This window comes from Akkermansia muciniphila ATCC BAA-835 (genome assembly GCF_000020225.1).
Classification (GTDB): Bacteria; Verrucomicrobiota; Verrucomicrobiia; order Verrucomicrobiales; family Akkermansiaceae; genus Akkermansia; species Akkermansia muciniphila.
On sequence record NC_010655.1, the window covers coordinates 1459735 to 1480156 of the forward strand.

Here is a 20422-nt window from a genome sequence, read left to right on the forward strand (position 1 = left end):
AGCAATTTCAAAAATTAATTTGATGGAGAGTTTGATTCTGGCTCAGAACGAACGCTGGCGGCGTGGATAAGACATGCAAGTCGAACGAGAGAATTGCTAGCTTGCTAATAATTCTCTAGTGGCGCACGGGTGAGTAACACGTGAGTAACCTGCCCCCGAGAGCGGGATAGCCCTGGGAAACTGGGATTAATACCGCATAGTATCGAAAGATTAAAGCAGCAATGCGCTTGGGGATGGGCTCGCGGCCTATTAGTTAGTTGGTGAGGTAACGGCTCACCAAGGCGATGACGGGTAGCCGGTCTGAGAGGATGTCCGGCCACACTGGAACTGAGACACGGTCCAGACACCTACGGGTGGCAGCAGTCGAGAATCATTCACAATGGGGGAAACCCTGATGGTGCGACGCCGCGTGGGGGAATGAAGGTCTTCGGATTGTAAACCCCTGTCATGTGGGAGCAAATTAAAAAGATAGTACCACAAGAGGAAGAGACGGCTAACTCTGTGCCAGCAGCCGCGGTAATACAGAGGTCTCAAGCGTTGTTCGGAATCACTGGGCGTAAAGCGTGCGTAGGCTGTTTCGTAAGTCGTGTGTGAAAGGCGCGGGCTCAACCCGCGGACGGCACATGATACTGCGAGACTAGAGTAATGGAGGGGGAACCGGAATTCTCGGTGTAGCAGTGAAATGCGTAGATATCGAGAGGAACACTCGTGGCGAAGGCGGGTTCCTGGACATTAACTGACGCTGAGGCACGAAGGCCAGGGGAGCGAAAGGGATTAGATACCCCTGTAGTCCTGGCAGTAAACGGTGCACGCTTGGTGTGCGGGGAATCGACCCCCTGCGTGCCGGAGCTAACGCGTTAAGCGTGCCGCCTGGGGAGTACGGTCGCAAGATTAAAACTCAAAGAAATTGACGGGGACCCGCACAAGCGGTGGAGTATGTGGCTTAATTCGATGCAACGCGAAGAACCTTACCTGGGCTTGACATGTAATGAACAACATGTGAAAGCATGCGACTCTTCGGAGGCGTTACACAGGTGCTGCATGGCCGTCGTCAGCTCGTGTCGTGAGATGTTTGGTTAAGTCCAGCAACGAGCGCAACCCCTGTTGCCAGTTACCAGCACGTGAAGGTGGGGACTCTGGCGAGACTGCCCAGATCAACTGGGAGGAAGGTGGGGACGACGTCAGGTCAGTATGGCCCTTATGCCCAGGGCTGCACACGTACTACAATGCCCAGTACAGAGGGGGCCGAAGCCGCGAGGCGGAGGAAATCCTAAAAACTGGGCCCAGTTCGGACTGTAGGCTGCAACCCGCCTACACGAAGCCGGAATCGCTAGTAATGGCGCATCAGCTACGGCGCCGTGAATACGTTCCCGGGTCTTGTACACACCGCCCGTCACATCATGGAAGCCGGTCGCACCCGAAGTATCTGAAGCCAACCGCAAGGAGGCAGGGTCCTAAGGTGAGACTGGTAACTGGGATGAAGTCGTAACAAGGTAGCCGTAGGGGAACCTGCGGCTGGATCACCTCCTTTCTATGGAGCAAGTGCACGGAAGTGCACAGGTCGGATCTCTTCCCGAGGGGAGAGAAAGCGGAACCCGCGAGGGCCCGCAACGAACCAAAGATGTGTAAACAGCCAGACGCCTGGAGCGAAACCTGGCACGACGTGCGTGACGACCTTTTTTCACCGAGAACCGCAACTGGGGGTATAGCTCAGTTGGTAGAGCGCCAGCTTTGCAAGCTGGATGTCCGGGGTTCGAGTCCCCGTGCCTCCACCAGTTTCGGGAAAGAGACCCAAAGCCGGGCCTGTAGCTCAGTTGGTTAGAGCACGCGCTTGATAAGCGCGGGGTCACAGGTTCAAGTCCTGTCAGGCCCACCAGCAAAATCGATTATTGAGGGAAAGCGAAAATTGACATCTGCGTGGCAAAGAAAACGATTGCTGAGAAGCAATCGCTTTCCAACAAAGTGGGTAGTTGAACAACAACTACAAAACACAAGATAAACATGCATACCAAGCAATGAGACAATACAGTAAGTCACGAAAGGGCTTTGTGGTATTGTGGAAGTGGTAACAGCTTTTGCAATATGATGAAGTAAGTAAGGGCGTACGGTGAATGCCTTGGTGCCAACAGGCGAAGAAGGACGCGGCAAGCTGCGAAAAGCCTCGGGAAGCTGCAAGCAAGCGATGATCCGGGGATATCCGAATGGGGTAACCTGATCGAGGCAATACTCGATCGTTCATACCTGAATACATAGGGTATGAAACGCGAAACCCGCTGAAGTGAAACATCTCAGTAAGCGGAGGAAAAGAAAGAGAAATCGATTCCGTAAGTAGTGGCGAGCGAAAGCGGATGGAGCCCAAACCGAAGGTATTCCTTCGGGGTTGTAGGACCACGTCATATTCGACCATACTGGATAGTAGAACAGCCTGGAAAGGCTGGCCGGAGAAGGTGAAAGCCCTGTAGACGAAATCCAGAGTGGGAATTAGTGGTATCCTGAGTAATACATCACACGTGGAACGATGTATGAACCCGCGCGGACCACCGCGCAAGGCTAAATACTAGTTGGCGACCGATAGTGAACAAGTACCGCGAGGGAAAGGTGAAAAGAACCGCTGTGAGCGGAGTGAAATAGAACCTGAAACCGTATGTCTACAAAGTGTCAGAGCAGAGCAATCTGCGATGGCGTGCCTTTTGTTTAATGAGTCTGCGAGTCAGTGTTTGTGGCAAGACTAAGGGCTTCCGGCCCGGAGTCGCAGCGAAAGCAAGTCCGAACAGGGCGCAATAAGTCGCAGGTACTGGACCCGAAGCGGAGGTGACCTACCCTTGGCCAGGTTGAAGCATGGGTAAAACCATGTGGAGGACCGAACAGGTGAACGTTGAAAAGTTCTCTGATGAGCTGAGGGTAGGAGTGAAAGGCTAATCAAACCCCGTGATAGCTGGTTCTCTTCGAAATGCATTTAGGTGCAGCGTCACGTGCTGATGCGCGGGGGTAGAGCACTGACAAGGCTAGGGGGCACACCCGCTTACCAAACCTTATCAAACTCCGAATACCGTGCAATGGAACGTGGCAGTGAGACAGTGGGGGATAAGCTTCATTGTCGAGAGGGAAACAACCCAGATCAGCAGCTAAGGTGCCTAAATAACGCTCAGTGGAAAGGATGTGGGATTACACAGACAGTGAGGATGTTGGCTTAGAAGCAGCCACCATTTAAAAAATGCGTAATAGCTTACTCATCGAGTGATCCTGCGCCGAAAATGATTGGCGATCAAGCGTTATACCGAAGCTCTGGACTTTGCCGCAAGGCAGAGTGGTAGAAGAGCGTTGCATGCGCGTCGAAGGGCGATGGCGACTGACCCTGGAGCACATGCAAGTGAGTATGCAGACATGAGTAACGTTAAGCCGGGTGAAATCCCCGGCCGCCGTAAACCCGAGGTTTCCAGGGCAACGTGTTTCGTCCCTGGGTTAGCCGGGACCTAAGCCGAGGCCGAGAGGCGTAGGCGATGGACATCAGGTTAATAATCCTGAGCTCGCAACCCTTAAACTGGGGGGACGCATGAGAAAAGATGACTAGGTTATTGAATTCCGAGTTGAGTCCACGGACTCAGCGCATCATTGGATCGAGTGCCAAGAAAAGCCCCAGCGTATGCTAAGCGACCCGTACCGCAAACCGACACAGGTGGGTGGGTAGAATATACCAAGGCGTAAGAGTGAAACCTGGTTAAGGAACTCGGCAAATTAGCCCCGTAACTTCGGAAGAAGGGGTGCCTGCAGCGATGCAGGCCGCAGAGAAATGGCCCAACCGACTGTTTATCAAAAACACAGCACTCTGCAAAGACGCAAGTCGAAGTATAGGGTGTGACACGTGACCAATGCCGAAAGATTAAGGCAAGGGGTTAGCCGCAAGGCGAAGCTCTAAACCCAAGTCCCGGTGAATGTCGGCCGTAACTATAACGGTCCTAAGGTAGCGAAATTCCTTGTCGGGTAAGTTCCGACCTGCACGAATCGTGAAACGAGTTGGGCACTGTCTCAACCAGGCGCTCAGTGAAATTGTAGTGGCGGTGAAGATGCCGCCTACCCGCAGAAGGACGGAAAGACCCTATAGACCTTAACTGTAAGCTGTCATTGTTTCTTCGGTTTTAATGCTCAGAGTAAGTGGGAGACGCTGAAGACGCCCTTTAGGGGGCGTCCGAGTCATCAATGAGACACCACCCTTTGAAACTGGAGGATCTAACCCTGAGCCGTGAATCCGGCCAGAGGACCGTGTCAGCCGGTCAGTTTTACTGGGGCGGTATCCTCCCAAAGAGTAACGGAGGAGCGCGAAGGTGGGCTCAGCCCGGTTGGCAACCGGGTGTCGAGTGCATGGGCATAAGCCCGCCTAACTGTGAGACCAACAAGTCGAGCAGATGCGAAAGCAGGCCCAAGTGATCCGGCGGTAGAAAGTGGAATTGCCGTCGCTCAACGGATAAAAGGTACCTTAGGGATAACAGGCTGATCACGCCCAAGAGTTCATATCGACGGCGTGGTTTGGCACCTCGATGTCGGCTCGTCGCATCCTGGGGCTGGAGAAGGTCCCAAGGGTCCGGCTGTTCGCCGGTTAAAGCGGCACGCGAGCTGGGTTCAGAACGTCGCGAGACAGTTCGGTCCTCTATCCTCTGTGGGCGTTGGAAAATTGAGGGGTTCAGACCTTAGTACGAGAGGACCGGGTCTGACGCACCACTGGTGCATCGGTTGTACTGTCAAGTGCATGGCCGAGTAGCTAAGTGCGGACGGGATAAGCGCTGAAAGCATCTAAGCGCCAAGCCCTTCCCAAGATGAGTTTTCCCTACAGGTTCGTGGAAGACCACCACGTTGATAGGTCGCAGGTGTAAGTGCAGCAATGTATTGAGCCGAGCGATACTAATTACCAATTGACTTCATCATATTACATCACTCCCCGTCGTGAATGACAACTTGCTCTTGTCTCATTTACCTGTGCATGTTCATCAACCACCAGCCACGCAGATGTCAGTTTACGCTGAATCCCTTCCCACACAAAGGACGGAAATCTTCTTAGCCGCCACACACATACCCTGAAAAAAATCCCTCACTCAGAAGCCCCCAAAAAAGCAGGGCTCCCGGGCAGGCAGGATGAAGAAAAAATCACCTCTTCCCCCTGAAGCCCGGTGGCCAGAGCGCAGTGGTCCCACCCGGTCCCGTTCCGAACCCGGAAGTGAAACGCTGCCGCGCCAATGGTAGTCGGACGACAGGTCCCGCAAGAGTAGGTCGCCGCCGGGATTTTTTTCCATCAGGCCCCGCCAGTCACTTGACTCGCGGGGCCTGTTCTTTTCTTGCTCGGTCCCGTTCTTCTCCCCCTACATTCTCTTAGTTAGTTTCCTTCTTGTAAGATGTCGTATTTTTTGTATGTATTAGTGTTACTATGTTTTCTCATGCTTTTGCCGCCGGGGCGCTTCTTGGAACTGCCATTTCTCCGCTTGTTTGTGTATCTGCCGCAGAAAGATCGCCTGTGGCGGCGGCTGAAGATGTAGTGGCGCGTGTAACTCCCTCGGCAAAGGGTTCTGTCTTGTTCCACTTAAATCCGGATCAGGGCAACAAGATCACTATTTCCGGTATTGCCGGAGGTATCCGGGTGGAGGCGTCAGATGTACGCCGCTTGGTGGCGGGTTATGGATGGTATTTAAAGAATATAGCCAAGGTCCATTTTTCGTGGAACGGAAATCGGATAACGCTTCCTTCCCCTTTGCCGGTTCCCGCCAGTCCGGTTACGGTAGAAAGCCCGTGGAATATCGTTTTTGCCTATAATTACTGCACCCTTTCTTATACGGCGGCTTTTTGGGATTGGAACAGATGGCAGCGGGAGATTGATTTTCTGGCGTTGAATGGGTTTACGCATGCGCTGGTAACGGCGGGTTTGGAAAAGACATGGGAAGATTTTCTGACAGGCTTGGGGTATCCCCGGGAAAAAGCTCTTCGTTTTATCCCTAATCCGGCATTTGCCGCGTGGTGGAATATGGGAAATCTGGAAGGCCACGGTGGTCCGCTGAGCCAGCAACAGATAAATAAAATGGCCCAGATGGGAAGGCGCATTGTCTCCCGTATGGAACAGTTGGGGATGACACCTGTACTTCAGGGATATGTGGGATTTGTTCCTTCTGACTTTCAGGAAAATGTCCGGATAGACGGATTGAAGCTTATTCCTCAGGGGGAATGGGTTAATTTCAGGAGGCCGTGGGTGGTGGATCCCACTTGTGAGGCTTTTCCCAAACTGGCCGCAGACTGGTACAAGGCTCTCCGCAAGGTATACGGCATTCCCGGAAAGATGTTTGGCGGGGATTTGTTTCATGAGGGGGGGCGGAAGGGGGATATTGACGTAACGCAGGCGGCACAGGAAGTGCAGAAAGCCATGCAAAAGGCTTCTCCGGGGGCTTTCTGGGTGATTCAGGCCTGGGGTGGAAATCCTACCCGAGAGTTGTTGTCCGGGTTGGATCCGGAGCGTGCGCTTGTATTGCAGCTTACCAAGGATATGGCTAACGGGGGAAAGAATTTAAGGACTTTTAATGGTATTCCGTGGGTCTGGTGCGAACTGGCGAACTTTGGAGGCAATACGGGAATGTACGGGGGGGTTCCCCTTCTGTCCCGGCTTGGAAGTGAGTTGTCCGGCTATAAGGATAAGGGGCTGGTGGGCATGGGAACTTTGTCCGAAGGGCTTGAGACGAACCCCCTGCATTACGCCCTGTTCAGCGACCGTTTGTGGACTAGGGAGGATATTTCTGTCCGGGAGTGGCTTGGAAAGTACGCGCGCCAGCGTTACGGTTTCGCACCAAAGGCTGTCGTGAAGGCGTTGGAAGTTCTGTCTTTCTCCATCTATAACCCCGTTCGTTCTCAGGAAGGGTGTACGGAGTCTATTATTTGCGCCCGCCCGTCCTGGAATGTTCGAAAGGCATCCACATGGTCCAGCGGGGAGCGATATTATCACCTGGGCGATATTGTAAAGGCGGCGCGCGGTTATCTGAAGGCCGCGAATGATCAGCCGAATTTGGTGAAAAAGGAGACGTTTCGTTATGATTTGGTGGATGTTGTGCGTCAGGCTCTTGCGGACGCTGCTTTTTACCAGCTTCAACAGGTCAGGAGTGCTTTTGATTCCGGAGATTTGGCTGCGTACAGGAAGCAGGTAAAGCGTTTCCTGTCTCTGATTTCAGATATGGATGCCCTTTTGGCGACGGATAGCCAGTTCCTATTAGGAACTTGGCAGAAAAGGGCTTTGGATTGGGGTGATTCCCGGCAGGAAAAAGCCTTGATGGACAAGTCTGCGAAGATGCTTATCACTACGTGGATTGATCAGGTTCCCCGGTCTCTGAATGATTATTCCAATCGTCAGTGGGCCGGGCTTGTTTCCGATTTTTATTTGCCTCGGTGGAAGAATTTTTTTGAATTTCAGATGGATGTCCTGACCGGAAAGAAGACGCGTGATGCCGCCCATGCCGCATTTATGGATAAGATGGTTCGGGATGAACTGGCCTTTGCCGGAAATGGGAAAATATATTCTGTCAAACCAGCGGGGGATACTTTGGCCGTTGCTAATCGTGTGATGAATACCCACCGGGAAATGTTGGACGCCCTGAGTGCGGAAGAAAAGCATTCCTCGGGCAGTCCATGGGAACTCCAGCAAGGTTCTCCGTTGCAGTTTGATGTGACGGATCAGGTGACTGCTTCTGGCACATATACTGCTACTTTCCAGTGGAAGAATGGCCCCAGCGCCTTGAAAATCCATTCTGTCAGATTATACGAGGGTAACAGGGAGGTGGCTTCCGATGTTCATGAGGGCAGAACTGGCGTGGAAAATAAGGATAATATTTACAGACTGGAATTGAAGAAGTACAGAACCAACCTTGATTCCTATATCCTGAAGGCAGAAGTAAGCGGTGTTTCTCAGGGCGCTTCCAAAGGAGAAATGGTGTTGAAAAAACTGGTGGATTGAGAAGTGGACAGGAAGTTGTGCAGGGATGGGAGAAAAGGCGGTTATACGTGCAGGCTTTTCCATTTGTTCCGGAATCAGTTTGTTTCCCTCGCCGAAAAAAGGAAGAAGGGGGGGATTTCCCCCCTTTCTTCCTTGAAAGATGGCATGGTGATAAAATTTATCGGCGGTGGCGTAACAATAGAGCGCTAAGACCGAACAGACCCAGCGTAGCGGTTGCCGGTTCCGGAACCACTTCATTACTTGTGGAGAAGTTTACTGCCGACAAATACATGCCCTCCCAAGAGTTCAGGATATTGTTTTTATAGGTGCCGGTTCCGCAGCCGCTATGCATGTCCAGAGAAAGGCTGTTTAAATAGACGGTTTCGGGAAGTGTTGCTTCCTTTCTATTCGTGGCGGCGGACATAACGGAAGAAGACGATTGGGTCGCAGAGCCAAAGTAGTTGTTGGCGGTGTTAGTGTTCGTGGTGGAGAATATGGTGGCTGCTTGGGCGGTTCCCAACGATAAAAAATGGAGATAACAGAAATAATGGGTTTCATCTTTGGGCTGGAAATATAACTTGATACAATTGATATGCACTGGGAAAAAATCTATCGAATTTAGAATCGTTTTTTGAAAAACATGAAATATATTGATGTTATAAAGAAATATTCAATTTATTTAAAATTTTAGATGGAAAACGATTAGTAATAGTCTTTTTTATCTCATTATCGGTATTATCCGAGAAAAAAATCATGACCCAATGGTAAATACCGGTTCTAGATTTTCTTTACTCCGGCACATAGCCAAAATTCCGTCCTCAGAAAACTCCTGTTTCCCGAAGCGGAATGGTCAGCCTACACAAGCTATTCTCTTTTAGAAGTAAATATTGACCTCGGATTCGCAATCCGTTTGTCGATATTCTTATTGTACTGCCCCGATTTATGCTCCGGTTCCAAAAGATGAGCTGTACAGGATCTTTTGTAGAGATGGATTTTTTTTTGAATATAGCCTTTTCGTTCAGAGGGCTGCCTGGTAAATGCTGAACATCAGAATGGCCATTCCCGTGAGGGCTGCGCCTGCAATGATGCCGGAGGCGGTGGGGACTTTATATTCTCGTGATTTGGCCTTGAAAAGATGGTCCGCAGCCCAGCCGAGCACAGCTCCTGTAAAGAAAAGGAAGGAGTCGTTCCACTGGATGGCCCAGGCCAGGCCGAAGCCGATGGGGGTGGGGAGCCATTTTCCTGTCCGGGGAATATAGCGGGGAATAAGCACCAGAATGAGTCCGAGAATACCGCCTGCAATGATGGAAAGCACCTTGATGCTGTGCAAATGGCTGAACCCCATGCCCAGTGCTTCCGCTGTGGCCGCCCATGTTCTGGCTCCCGGAGCATTGAAAGCCTGGAGAGCGTTCGCATCCGGAACCATGGAGCGGAAGGCCAGCACGGAGACGAGGGTTCCCAGAAAAATTCCGGAAAACTGGGCGATGAATTGTTTGCGGGGGTTAGCTCCCAGCAGGTAGCCTACTTTGAGGTCTACGAGCAGGTCTGCCGAGGAACTGGACGCTCCTGAAGTGATATTGGCCGCCATCAGGTTGGCTGTTACGTGCCCGGGTGCAATCCCTCCGAAGATGAGCTGTGTAACTTTTCCCATGGCTCCGGTGGGTGTAATATTGGCTTCTCCGGTGATTCGGCAGACGACCAGCGCCAGGAAAAAGGATATGACTACCGCGATGCAGCTCATCCAGTACGGAACGTTAAATGATGTATGAGCCAGATAGCCGAGAGCTCCCAGAGAGATAAGCTGGCCTGTTAGAAACCAGCTCATGGGCGTTTCTATTTTTTCCACATCTGTCAGTTTTCGTTTTTTACTCAGGGAAAACATGGCACCCAGGGAAGAAAAGGAACGAACAATGCTTTTCCATTGGAATAGGAAAGCCACAATGCTGGCGACGACCATGCAGGCGGTTCCTCCCCACAGGGTCCAGCTTACGCTCTCCCGATAACCTGCTCCCGCGGGAAGCAATTTCTGGCTTTCCAGCCACGGAACGTAAAGAGCCCAGCAAACGGTTCCTCCGATGAAGAGGCTGAGGGATGTTTTCATGCCTACCAGAGCTCCCGCACCCACGAACATGAGATCCCATTTGAAGAAGATAGTACGCTGGTACCAGTTGCCGAGGATATGTTGCTGGACCGTTCCAAGCCATCGTTCTCCTCCTGCAGCCATGGCGATGGCATTAGCGGCGGCGAAAAGGGCAGAATAAAGAAGGGCTTTGGCCTGTCCCGCCGCCTTTTTGCCTTCAGAATAGAGAACTTTGAGGGTTTCCGCCGTAGCAATACTGTCTGGGAACCTTATTTGTTCAATGTTGATCATCTGGCGTTTCATCGGAATGGCCATGGTGACACCCAGTACGGCAATGAAAAATATCCAGGCGAAGGTAGTGCCAAGAGGCATGTGCTGTCCTGTCAGCAGGAGCAGGGCGGCTACGGCAGAGGTGAGGGTTCCCCCTGTAGAATAGCCTGCAGAACTGGCAGCGGACTGCATGCATGTATTTTCCAGAATAGTCATGGGGGATTTGGAAATGCCCAGGCGCACAAAGGCGTTCCAGAGGGCAAAAGAGATAATTCCTGCCGTCAGAGCCACCCCAAAGGACCATCCCATTTTGAGGTTGGCGTACAGATTAGTGAGGGAAAGGATGGAGCCTAGAAGCATGCCTACGATGACGGCTCTCCAGGTAAGCTGCTTCATTCTGTCTCCGGAACCCAGATAAACTTGATCGTACCATTGCTGTTCTACTTCATCCGGAGTACCTTGGAATCCATCCAGAGGCAGCGGTTTTTCCAAGCAGGAGGGGAGAGGGCTGGAAGATTGGGGGGACGTAGATGCCATACAGTTCATAATATAGCATTTGCGGGAGTGGTGGAAAAGTCGTATCTGTTTTTCTCTGCTTTCGGCGTTCCTTCTGCTTGAGACTTGCGTGCTTGTGACGGCCGTGGTTTAATGGGCGGCATGAGCCAATCTTTTACGGATAAACTTGCCGCCCGCATTAAAGAGACCGGTTCCGCCTTGTGTGTCGGGTTGGATCCGCGCCCCGGCATGGATGATTTGGAGGCGATTCCTGCGCTGTTGCGGAAGGTTGTGGAGGAAACCGCTCCATATGCGGCAGCGTTTAAGCCGAATATTGCCTATTTTGAAGCCATGGGGTTGCGCGGTCTGGAAATACTTGAGGATTTGCTTCCGGATATGCCTAAGGATGTTCCGGTGGTGCTGGATGCTAAGCGTGGAGATATTGGAGAGACTCAGAAGTATTACGCTCATGCTTACTTTGAACGCCTGGGTGTGGACGCTGTGACGTTGAGTCCTTTTATGGGATATGATACGCTGGAGCCTTTTCTGAATTATGAAGGTAAAGGTGTTTATCTGCTGGCAGTTACTTCCAATCCCGGTTCTGCGGATGTGGAACGGCAGGAACTGGCAGGGGGCCGCAGGGTTTTTGAACTGGTGGGAGACATGGTGCTCCGCTCTGTCCGGGAAGGCTGTAAAACTTCCGTAGGCATGGTGGTTGGTTTGACCAATGCAGATTCCAGTATTCTGGAGCGTATTCCGGATGCTCCTTTGCTCATTCCCGGCCTGGGTGCTCAAGGCGGTGATCTTTCCTGCCTGAGTGGTTCCGGTCACGTGGCGCCTCCCCTGATTAATGTCTCTCGAGGAATCATGTACCAGAATCCGGAATTGGGTTTTGCTGAGAAGGCCGCCGGATTTGCTCAGCGCATTCGAGAGGCATTGAATTATTGATGTTCATGTATTTTTTGCAAATAACAAAATGATAACGGCCTGCTTATGGCTGTGCATGAGCTTGTCAAAGGGAAGGGGCTGATATATTGAACAGGTGCATCCCCATTCCCTGCCCGTTTTTTATGGATGAAAAGCCTGGAATTGTAAAATTCACTCCCCATTCCACTTCCAGATCCGCAATGTTGATTGCGGTGGCAGTGACAGTGGGTGTTCAGGTGGCTTTGTGTGCTGTGCTTGTAGCCATACATTTGCAGGATATGTGGTTTCCCTCCGTCCAGGGTGGGGAAGTGGAAATGACGTTTGTGTCCCCGTCCGAAGAAGTTTCTCAGGAGATGGAAGAAGTTCAGCCTACATCTGTTGTTCCGGTTGCAGCTCCTTCCACAGTCAGCCCTGTTCCGGAGATTGCGTCAGATGAAGACTTATTGGCGATGAAGCTGCCGGAAAATGAAGATTGTTCCGAAATGAAGGATTTTCTTTTGGATGAAGCTCCTTCCGAACTCTTGCCGGAGGAGCTCGCCGCCATGCGGATTTCCATGAATGAAGTAAAGCGAAGGCAGCCTGTGAAGCGCCCGGCGGTATCCCTGCCGGGGCGTCCGGAACCGGATCAGAATATTTCTCCTGATAAAAAGGTGCGTTATAAACATGCTCCGTCCTTGCCCAATTCCGTCAATTCTTCTAAAGTCGGGAAGGTGAATGCCGTGGTGAAAGTAGTGGTTGGAGTAAATTCCCATGGGGAACCTTCATCCGTCAATCTTCTTCAGTCAACGGGAAATGCGGAATTGGACCGCCTTTTTATGCGTTGGGTGAGAGAGAATTGGACTTTTTATCCGGCGGAAAAGGACGGTGTGCCCATTGCTTCCAAGGTGGTGGTGCCCGTCAGGCTGAATATAGATTAACCTGTACAAGGAAATATAAAGATGCTTCCGGAGAAGACAGAGAATAGGCCCGTTTATGTGATCGGCCACCAGAATCCGGATACGGATGCTATTTGTTCAGCCATAGGGAATGCGGAGTTTTTAAGAACTCATGGCGAACCTGGTGCGGTTGCCGCCAGATGTGGGGAAATGACGCTGAGAACATCCTGGGTATTGGAAAAGGCAGGAGTGCCGGAGCCGATACTGATTCATGACGTGACGCCCACCGCCGGGACAATCTGTCGTCGTGATGTGATTAGCGTAAGTCCGGACGATACATTCCTGACGGCGTATCGAAGGATGACGGAAAATTCCCTTCAAACCATACCGGTTATTGACGCTGATTACAACCTTCATGGCCTATTGCGTTATTTTGATTTGTTGAGCCTGCTCATGCCTCTGAATATGACGGAGATGAATGTGCGCTCCGTCTTTTCCAGCCTGAGCAATATCGCCACCACCATTGACGGAAAATGTCTGACCGGGGAATCCTTAAGTGAGGAAGAAACGCAGAATATTCTGCTGGTGGGTGCTTCCAGTGAACCCAGCGTTCGAACAAGGCTCGCAAATTACAGGAGAAAAGGGATTATCCGGGATCTGATTGTTATTTGTGGGGACCGTCCGAATGTGCAGCTATATGCAGTGGAACATGGCGTACGCGCTTTGGTGACCACGTCCGGTGCTTTCCCTTCCTTGGACATTATTGAGACGGCCCAGACGACGGGAACATGTATTTTGAGTACTCCCTGGGATACGGCCAGTGTTGGCCAGTTGATCCGTTGTTCCCGGAAGGTGAGGGAGCAGGTTCAGAAGGATTACACCGTTTTTCCGGAGAATATGCCGCTGCCCGAGTTGAGGCAGGCTGCCGTAAAGCGCAAGCAGGCATTGTTCCCTGTGATGAGTATCAAGACGAACAAAATAATTGGTGTACTGAGTAAGACGGATTTGGTGGATCCGCCCCGTACACGTGTGGCTTTAGTGGATCACAATGAATTTTCTCAGGCCGTCAAGGGGGTGGAGGAGGCGGAGATTGTGGAGGTGATGGATCACCACCGTTTGGGTACCCAGCTTTCTACACGGGATCCAATCCGTTTTTTGAATGAACCCGTAGGATCCACATCCACCTTGGTGGCACGCAGATTTTACCATCGTAATGTGGAACCCTCCCAGGCTGTAGCGGTCTGCCTGTGCGCGGGGATTCTTTCAGATACCCTGAATTTGACATCTCCTACGGCGGCTCGGGCAGATAGGGAAATGTTGGAATGGCTGACAGGGATTGCCAAAATAGATGCCAAGAAGTTTACAGAGGAGTTTTTTGCTACCGGTTCTCTGTTGCGTTCCAAAACTGAACCTTCCGTTATTATTCAGGCGGACAGGAAGACTTTTACTGAGTACGGGCATAAGATCAGTATTTCCCAGATTGAGGAAATTGGTATGTTTGGCTTGGAAGATGTCCAGGAAGGTTTAGTGAGGGAACTTCGGAAGCTGGTGGAGAAAGAGGGGCTGAAGCTTGCTTGCCTTTTGGTTACGGATATCGTTACTCACGATTCCATGTTGCTGGCCGTCGGGGATGAAGAAGCTCTGGAAAATATCGAGTACGAGCGGCTTGGCCCTAATTTGTTTTCCGCTACTGATGTGGTAAGCCGAAAGAAACAGCTTTTTCCTGCTATTTCCCGTGCATTAAAGACGTTGTAGATGCCGGAAATCTTTGCTTTTTACAGGCAAGATTTTTCCTGAGGAGGAACGGCGTTGCCGTGCTGTAAGGGGTATAGATCAGGGAATTGCAATGTCTGCTACGATAGAACGGCGGATAGTATCCGGTATCAGCACAGTACTGGCTCTTTCAGGTTTGAGCGGCGGCGTGCAAAAAACTCGGTCTAGGCGTAATAGAGGGAAATTGACAGGTTGCGTAGCTCCGTAACCGGCACCTTTCAGTTTGAAGCAATCCTGAAAGTCGGAACTGAGTTTGGAGAAAATGGGGGATTGAGGGGCGGCGCTGAAGTTCCCGGCCATGATAATGGGAAGTTCTCCATGCTGGGTTCCTACTTCCCTCAGGGTATCAAACAGGTATTGAAGTTGTTTACGGTGGATGAAGCGGAGTGTATGGAAATATTTCCAGCAGGCGGGGGAGTACAGGTCGAAGCGATGTTCAAAAGGTTCCAGACTGATGTTGATGAGCCGAATCGCCAAGGAGGAATTTTCCGGTATCCAGTCTACAATCAAACCGGCTGTGTCCGTGATGCTCTGGGCTGGACCAATCTGACCGTGCCTTACAATGATCGCGCAACTTCCTATTTGCTTGATATAAGAGGTTCTACCGAAAATACTGTAGGCAAATTTGAGTGTTCGGTTATAGTTGCTGCAGCCTTGGACGAAAATGACATCTGCACGGAGTTTGGATATTTGTTCAATGGGAGGGGGGGCCTCGCAGCCCTCGTACAAGGTAAGAACCCTTATTTGCCTGGCATCCGGAGATGGCGGCATTTTGTAGTATTCCATTCCAGTTCTGGCAATGGGCGGGAGAAAGTCTGTAATGACGATGCCGTACGCAACCCAGACGATAATGCCAAGCAGACCGATCCGGGAACCGAAGACCAGCCATGCAATGAGCGCCGGAAAGGAGAAAATGAGACAGCAAGCCCATATGGGCAGTGACGTTGCAAAAGCCATCGTGTCTGAACCGGTCCAGAAAATAGTGACGACGATGACCCACAGGCACAGAGAGACGCCACCCAGCGCTATTCCCAAGTGGTTGACTCCGGATAGCGTTGGCAGAGGTTCTGCCAGATGTTTGCGTCTTCTGAGCCGATGCACTGTGGTGACAGATTAGAAGCCCATGCCTGGAGGGAGATCCAGGCCTCCTGTCAGCTTTTTCATTTCCGCCGCGGCTGTTTCCTTACCCTTGGCAATAGCTGCATTGATGGTTTGAAGGAGAAGCTCCTGGAGAAATTCTGAATCGGACGGGTCAATGATGGAAGGATCAATGACCAGTTCCGTGAGGTTGCCGTCACAGGTGGCGGTAACTTTCAATTTTCCTCCAGCTCCTTCCGTTGTAACGGTTTGGGAGGCGAGTTTTTCTTGAGCGGCCGCAAGCCCTGCCTGCATTTGCTGGACCTGTTTCATCATTTTCATTATGTTCATGGTCGTTGTGTCTGGGTGGATGAGTTGACTATTGGGAAATGATACGAGCCCGGAAAATCTCCATAGCAGCATCAATCAGCGGATCCGTGTAGTAAGAGTTATCTTCATTTTCCTCTTTGGAAGCTTCCTGGACAGGCTCTGCGGTTTTTTTCTGCGGGGTATGAGGTTTAGGTGCAGGAATGGTGGATGCGGAAGGAGGTGGTGCAGGCAGAGGAGCCAGTTCTTCCTGCACGGGTTCGGGAATGGAGAAATCCTGACGGATAGAAATAGTAACAGAGGTTCCAATATATTGGGAAAGAGCAGCTTCCAAAGCTGTTCGCAGAGGGCCGGTTCCAAGACTGTCCATCCCCTGACGGTCAGAAGGATGAAAAGAAATGGCGACTGCTACACCATCATAACCGGAAAAAACGCTGTTGGCTAGAAAGTCCGCTTGAAGAGGGAATTTGGCGGACATTTGTTCCAACACCGTTTTCCAGTCTTCTTCCGTGATTGTTCTTCCTGATTGTTGGGACAGAACTGCCGGTTCCTCTTTTTCTACGGGTGCCTGGGTTTGGGATGATGTGCTTGGAGTATCGAATAGATTGTCAAAGAAACTGTTAGTTCGTCTTTCCAGAGGAAGATTTTCCTCTGGATCCATAAAAGTAGGCTCTGGAGAATCCGTAGGAAATTTCGACACATCGGAGGCATCGGAGTCTGGATGCCGGGTGATTTCTTCGGAGGCAGGTACGGTTTTTGTCCGCAATTTAGTGGCGGAGTAGGGAAATTCTTCCTCTGCAACGGCAAGAGAGGTGGGGGGGGCAGCGGGTGTAAGAGTTTCCTGTTGTGGTTCGGCTTCCTGCGTAGGATGGGGAGAAGCTTGAGCGTCAGTGCTCTGAATTTTCTGTACTGCGGGAGATGAAGCAGGGGAAGACAAAGAAAAATCTGGAATCGGATCCATCAAATGTTCTTCCGTAGCTGGGGTTGGGTTTGTTGCAGCAACAGGAGACTGGATGTTTTGCCGGGGGGCCGGAGTGGGTGCCGTGGCGGAGGAAATAAATGTACTTGGTTCCTGCTGTGAAGCAAGATCTGAAGAAGAGGCCGGTGCCGCGGTGGCTAGCGGAGCACCTTCCAACGCCATGATAATATCGCTGATGCTGGCCTCAGCCAGAGTATGAACGGCTTTAATCAGGCCCATTTCCAGATGAAGCCTTTTATTGGTGGACCAGCGCATTTTATCTTCCGTTTCCGCCAGAACTTCCACCAAACGCAGGATTTTGTCCGTATGGGTGCGTTTGACCAATTCGGCGAGTTCCTCCTTGGAGGATTCCGGGAGAGAATCAAAGCTGGCTTCTGGATCTACTTTAGAGACCAGGATTTCACGCACGGCGGAGATAATTTCGGAAAGGAACTGGCTCATGTCTCTTCCTGCTTCCGCCTGTTCATGCAGAAGATGCAGGAGAGAGGGAAGTTCCTTGTTCAAAATAAGCGCCAGAGCATGGGCCACGGTCTCCCGGGAAGTAATGCCGAAAATGTGGAGTACCTGCTGTTCTTCAATATGATCTCCACAGAAGGAAACAAGCTGGTCCAGCATGGATTGTGCATCCCGCATACCTCCATCCGCCACTTTGGCGACAGCAAAGGCTGCTTCCCTGCTCAAACTTACTCCCTCTGCAGAAGCGATATGGAGCAGGTGTTCTGCAATGATTTCAGAAGGGATGGGGCGCAGGTCGAAGCGCTGGCATCGCGATAGAATGGTTGGCAGTATTTTATGGGGTTCCGTGGTTGCGAAAATAAATTTGACATGAGGTGGCGGTTCTTCCAGCGTTTTGAGCAGGGCGTTGAAGGATTCCTTAGTGAGCATGTGCACTTCATCTATATAGACGATACGGAAATTTCCTCTGCTCGGAGCGAACCGTACGTTGTCCCTGAGATCCCGGATGTGATCAATGCCGCGGTTGGATGCTCCGTCTATTTCAAGAACATCCAGGCTCCGCCCTTCTGCAATTTCTTCACATATATCTTCATGCGGGTCAAAATCCACTTTGGGCCCACCGCTGCAGTTTAGAGCTTTCGCAAAAATTCTTGCGGTTGATGTCTTTCCCGTTCCACGGGGACCTACAAAGAGATAGGCATGGGCGAGACGGTTGTGCTCAATGGCGTTTTTCAACGTCCGGACAACATGATCCTGTCCAAGGACGTCATCGAATGTCAGAGGACGGTATTTTCTGGCAAAGACCTGGTAACTCACGGTTCAGAAAGACTAGAAGATGAGTTCCCGTTTGAAAAGAAAATAGAGAGTAATTGTTTTAAAATGTTGATAAAACGGTTCTTGCGCACTCCCGTTACGGAGCTTGCCTGAAAAAAATATCAAGAAAACAATGAGGATGTCATTTTGATATTGAAATCTGAAAATGTTCATGCCAATCTCACAAAAGTAACAGGAACCTTCTCATCTCTATAATTTCCTATGTGGGTCAAAGTATCAATAGCAGCCTTGGTCATTGCTCTTCTCGGAGGAGCCATGTATTATCTTGATAACGAGGAAGCTCTAACCAAGGAGCGTAGGGAATGTGCTTCCCGCTACAAGAACCTGAACGGCCTTCGTGGCGAATTTACGGAAGAAAAGACGAAATATGTCGATTTCCTGGTGAAGAATGAGGCTCTGACGAATGACATCAATGCTTTAACCAAGGAGAAGGATGAACTGGAAGTAAAGAATCAGGAATTGGCCTCAGCCAATGAGGCCAAGAAATCTGACCTTCAAACGCAGCAAACCGCTTTGGCGGAATTGCAATCCAAGAGTAAGGATATGGAAAGTATCCAAGCCATTGCTGACAGAATCAAGGGGCTGGAAGAAGAGTCCAAGCAGTTGGAAGTGGTTAAGCAGGCGGAACAGGGAAAACATGATGCCATCGTCGCTGAAACTGAACAGCTTGTTGTGAATAATGCCGCTCTTCGTCAGCTCAAGGCCGACCAGGATGCCCGCCTTTCTCCGCCCAACCTGAAAACGAGGGTTTCCCAGGTGATTCATGATTTTAATGTAGTTGTGATTGACGGAGGAGCCGCCGATCTGGGCGTGGTGCCCGGTTCCAAGTTGGCCGTCATGAGGGACGGCAACAAAATTGCCGAGCTTGACGTAAACGCTGTTGAATCCCGTGTTTCCACGGCCACTATTCTACCAAGTACGGTAACCGCCGGCGAACGTGTTGAAGCCGGAGACGTCGTTGTATCTGTTCGTCCCTAGCATTTTTCCGGTTCAATACACTCCATACACTCTCACATACATACACAATGAAAACTGTCTTAGTAGTTTTATTGATTCTTGCAGCAGGGGCGGGCGCCTGGTTCTCCGGTCTTAGCGGCCTTTTCGGTATTAATGGCCAGTATCAGGATTTTAAAGAAATGATTTCGTATCGTAAGACTTTGGACAAGGAAATACGTACTTGGACAAGCTTGCGCAACGACATGATTAAGAATCGTGGCTTGGCAGCGGAAGAAAATCTTAGTCTGATTTCCAACAAGGCTTCCGTGACGCAGCAGCGTGATGAACAGCTTTCCAAGGAAGCGGAGTTGAAGGAAGAAGAAGTGCAGTTGAATGCGGACTTGTCCAAAATCAATAAACAGATTGAGGAATTAAAGAGCAAGTTGCAAGATTTCGGTGTTTCCAGCGTACAGGAAATCCAGGAGAAGATGGAATCTTTGGAAGCTTCCAATAAGAAGCTCCAGGAAGATATTGACCAGATTAAAAGTGCTACGGAAGTGGCTTCCAAGAGACGGGCAGAACAAGCTTCTGAGCTGGCTAGCCGCCAGAAGGAGCAAGCTGAATACCGAGCTGCTCTTGCCAAAAATGGGGAAGAGTATCCCGTTCTATCCGTGGATCCGCAGTGGGGTTTTGTTGTGATTGGGGCCGGACAGGGCAGTAGTATTGATCCAAATACGGTTCTTCTTGTTACCCGTGAAGGTCGCAGCATTGGTAAATTAAAGGTAACTTCCCTGGAGAAAAATCAGACGGTAGCTGACATTATTAAAGACAGCGTACCGTCTGGTATGAGTATTCAACCCGGCGATAGAGTACAACTCCTGCGTCCCCGTCAGTCCGCCAAATAAAGGTTTGCCACGTATTTTCCTTGAACCCCGTTGTGTCGTCCGGCATAATGGGGTTCAACTTTTTAAAAGGAAATGATGAAACGATTTGCAATCTCCTTTTTGTTTGTGTCTTTTTCTATTCTTCTGGTCTCTTCCTGTTCTTGGTTGATGGAACCGCAGGAGAGGGAGCGTGTACCGCAGCCGCCTCCCGGTCCGGAAAAGAGTGCGCTTCCTCATAATAAGACCCAAAGATTTGAGGCGGAAGCAACGCTCGGCCCGTTGGCCTCGCCGAGACGTTAACGGCATCCGAATGACGCTGGACGGTGATTCTGTTCTTTACAGTATCCGACAAACCGGATACAACCGCCTCCGGTTTCCAAGTGGAGAGATGGCTGAGCTGGTCTAAGGCACTCGACTCGAAATCGAACGTGGGCTTTAAAACCCACCGTGGGTTCGAATCCCACTCTCTCCGCCAGTTTTTCAGTAAGAGCCCCGTCGGAAGACGAGGCTCTTATTTTCGATAGGAAGGGAACAGGCGGGAATTCAGATAGGCGG

The 20422-nt window shown here is 50.8% G+C and carries 12 protein-coding genes, 3 tRNA genes, 3 rRNA genes and 1 pseudogene; 14 read left to right on the forward strand and 5 right to left on the reverse strand.

The genetic code is table 11. From position 1 onward, the window contains the following. The first annotated feature begins 19 nt into the window (after positions 1–19). The 7 genes and pseudogenes from AMUC_RS06515 to AMUC_RS06540 all read left to right on the forward strand — a co-directional run bounded on the left by AMUC_RS06515 (position 20) and on the right by AMUC_RS06540 (position 7975). Positions 20–1531, forward strand: a 16S ribosomal RNA gene (locus AMUC_RS06515). Positions 1532–1699: 168 nt separating this feature from the next. After that, positions 1700–1775 (forward strand) — tRNA-Ala (locus AMUC_RS06520). Between the two features lie 24 nt (positions 1776–1799). Then, positions 1800–1876, forward strand: a tRNA-Ile gene (locus AMUC_RS06525). Positions 1877–2084: 208 nt separating this feature from the next. Then, a 23S ribosomal RNA gene (locus AMUC_RS06530) occupies positions 2085–4920 on the forward strand. Between the two features lie 238 nt (positions 4921–5158). Beyond that, positions 5159–5274 (forward strand): 5S ribosomal RNA (rrf, locus tag AMUC_RS06535). The 16S, 23S and 5S rRNA genes sit together here with 2 tRNA genes alongside, the layout of an rRNA operon. A 142-nt stretch (positions 5275–5416) precedes the next feature. Further along, a pseudogene (locus tag AMUC_RS13175) lies at positions 5417–5731 on the forward strand (alpha-N-acetylglucosaminidase N-terminal domain-containing protein); the annotation flags it as partial. 6 nt (positions 5732–5737) lie between these two features. Then, entirely contained in the window at positions 5738–7975 is a 2238-nt protein-coding gene (locus tag AMUC_RS06540; RefSeq protein ID WP_233420541.1) for an alpha-N-acetylglucosaminidase, read from the forward strand. A 157-nt stretch (positions 7976–8132) separates the two neighbouring features. Here AMUC_RS06540 and AMUC_RS12780 read toward each other — a convergent pair whose 3' ends face one another. Continuing rightward, positions 8133–8378 carry a PEP-CTERM sorting domain-containing protein gene (locus AMUC_RS12780; RefSeq protein WP_128804801.1) on the reverse strand — a complete coding sequence of 82 codons (246 nt, stop codon included), beginning with the start codon at positions 8376–8378 and terminating at the stop codon, positions 8133–8135. A gap of 594 nt (positions 8379–8972) precedes the next feature. Continuing rightward, positions 8973–10841: an OPT family oligopeptide transporter gene (locus AMUC_RS06545; protein ID WP_012420262.1), complete on the reverse strand. Its 1869-nt coding sequence runs from the start codon at positions 10839–10841 to the stop codon at positions 8973–8975. Positions 10842–10961: 120 nt separating this feature from the next. Here AMUC_RS06545 and pyrF point away from each other — a divergent pair, with 120 nt between their 5' ends. From pyrF to AMUC_RS06560, 3 genes are all read left to right on the forward strand, one after another. Further along, positions 10962–11747, forward strand: coding sequence for an orotidine-5'-phosphate decarboxylase (gene pyrF / locus AMUC_RS06550; protein ID WP_031930856.1), 786 nt, complete (start codon positions 10962–10964; stop codon positions 11745–11747). A 257-nt stretch (positions 11748–12004) separates the two neighbouring features. Further along, on the forward strand, positions 12005–12643 hold the full coding sequence (locus tag AMUC_RS06555) for an energy transducer TonB (RefSeq protein WP_157738257.1): 639 nt from the start codon (positions 12005–12007) through the stop codon (positions 12641–12643). Between the two features lie 21 nt (positions 12644–12664). Then, positions 12665–14356: a putative manganese-dependent inorganic diphosphatase gene (locus tag AMUC_RS06560; RefSeq protein ID WP_012420265.1), complete on the forward strand. Its 1692-nt coding sequence runs from the start codon at positions 12665–12667 to the stop codon at positions 14354–14356. 78 nt (positions 14357–14434) lie between these two features. Here AMUC_RS06560 and AMUC_RS06565 read toward each other — a convergent pair whose 3' ends face one another. Genes AMUC_RS06565 through dnaX form a run of 3 tightly spaced genes read right to left on the reverse strand, consistent with a single transcriptional unit; the run spans position 14435 to position 17993 of the window. Beyond that, complete coding sequence (locus tag AMUC_RS06565; RefSeq protein ID WP_012420266.1) at positions 14435–15475, reverse strand: endonuclease/exonuclease/phosphatase family protein; 1041 nt, start codon at positions 15473–15475, stop codon at positions 14435–14437. 12 nt (positions 15476–15487) lie between these two features. Next, a complete protein-coding gene (locus tag AMUC_RS06570; RefSeq protein WP_233420542.1) occupies positions 15488–15787 on the reverse strand; it encodes a YbaB/EbfC family nucleoid-associated protein in 300 nt (99 codons plus the stop codon). A 43-nt stretch (positions 15788–15830) separates the two neighbouring features. Continuing rightward, positions 15831–17993: a DNA polymerase III subunit gamma/tau gene (dnaX, locus tag AMUC_RS12375; protein WP_233420583.1), complete on the reverse strand. Its 2163-nt coding sequence runs from the start codon at positions 17991–17993 to the stop codon at positions 15831–15833. On the opposite strand from dnaX, the gene AMUC_RS12950 reads away from it, so the two are divergent. From AMUC_RS12950 to AMUC_RS06590, 4 genes are all read left to right on the forward strand, one after another. Then, positions 17913–18140: a hypothetical protein gene (locus AMUC_RS12950; protein WP_233420586.1), complete on the forward strand. Its 228-nt coding sequence runs from the start codon at positions 17913–17915 to the stop codon at positions 18138–18140. The two genes, dnaX and AMUC_RS12950, sit on opposite strands and share 81 nt — an antisense overlap. A 108-nt stretch (positions 18141–18248) precedes the next feature. Continuing rightward, positions 18249–19025, forward strand: coding sequence for a hypothetical protein (locus AMUC_RS06580; RefSeq protein ID WP_012420269.1), 777 nt, complete (start codon positions 18249–18251; stop codon positions 19023–19025). Between the two features lie 47 nt (positions 19026–19072). Continuing rightward, the gene (locus AMUC_RS06585; RefSeq protein WP_012420270.1) at positions 19073–19888 is read left to right on the forward strand and encodes a hypothetical protein; all 816 of its coding nucleotides are present in this window, start codon (positions 19073–19075) and stop codon (positions 19886–19888) included. 361 nt (positions 19889–20249) lie between these two features. Next, positions 20250–20342, forward strand: a tRNA-Ser gene (locus AMUC_RS06590). The last annotated feature ends 80 nt before the right edge of the window (positions 20343–20422 follow it).

Coding starts and splice junctions, on each gene's coding strand:
- AMUC_RS12780 (WP_128804801.1), bottom strand. CDS start 8,378: ATGTCCGCCGCCACGAATAGAAAGGAAGCAACACTTCCCGAAACCGTC.
- AMUC_RS06545 (WP_012420262.1), bottom strand. CDS start 10,841: ATGGCATCTACGTCCCCCCAATCTTCCAGCCCTCTCCCCTCCTGCTTG.
- pyrF (WP_031930856.1), top strand. CDS start 10,962: ATGAGCCAATCTTTTACGGATAAACTTGCCGCCCGCATTAAAGAGACC.
- AMUC_RS06555 (WP_157738257.1), top strand. CDS start 12,005: ATGTGGTTTCCCTCCGTCCAGGGTGGGGAAGTGGAAATGACGTTTGTG.
- AMUC_RS06560 (WP_012420265.1), top strand. CDS start 12,665: ATGCTTCCGGAGAAGACAGAGAATAGGCCCGTTTATGTGATCGGCCAC.
- AMUC_RS06570 (WP_233420542.1), bottom strand. CDS start 15,787: ATGATGAAACAGGTCCAGCAAATGCAGGCAGGGCTTGCGGCCGCTCAA.
- AMUC_RS12950 (WP_233420586.1), top strand. CDS start 17,913: ATGGGCGAGACGGTTGTGCTCAATGGCGTTTTTCAACGTCCGGACAAC.
- AMUC_RS06580 (WP_012420269.1), top strand. CDS start 18,249: ATGTGGGTCAAAGTATCAATAGCAGCCTTGGTCATTGCTCTTCTCGGA.
- AMUC_RS06585 (WP_012420270.1), top strand. CDS start 19,073: ATGAAAACTGTCTTAGTAGTTTTATTGATTCTTGCAGCAGGGGCGGGC.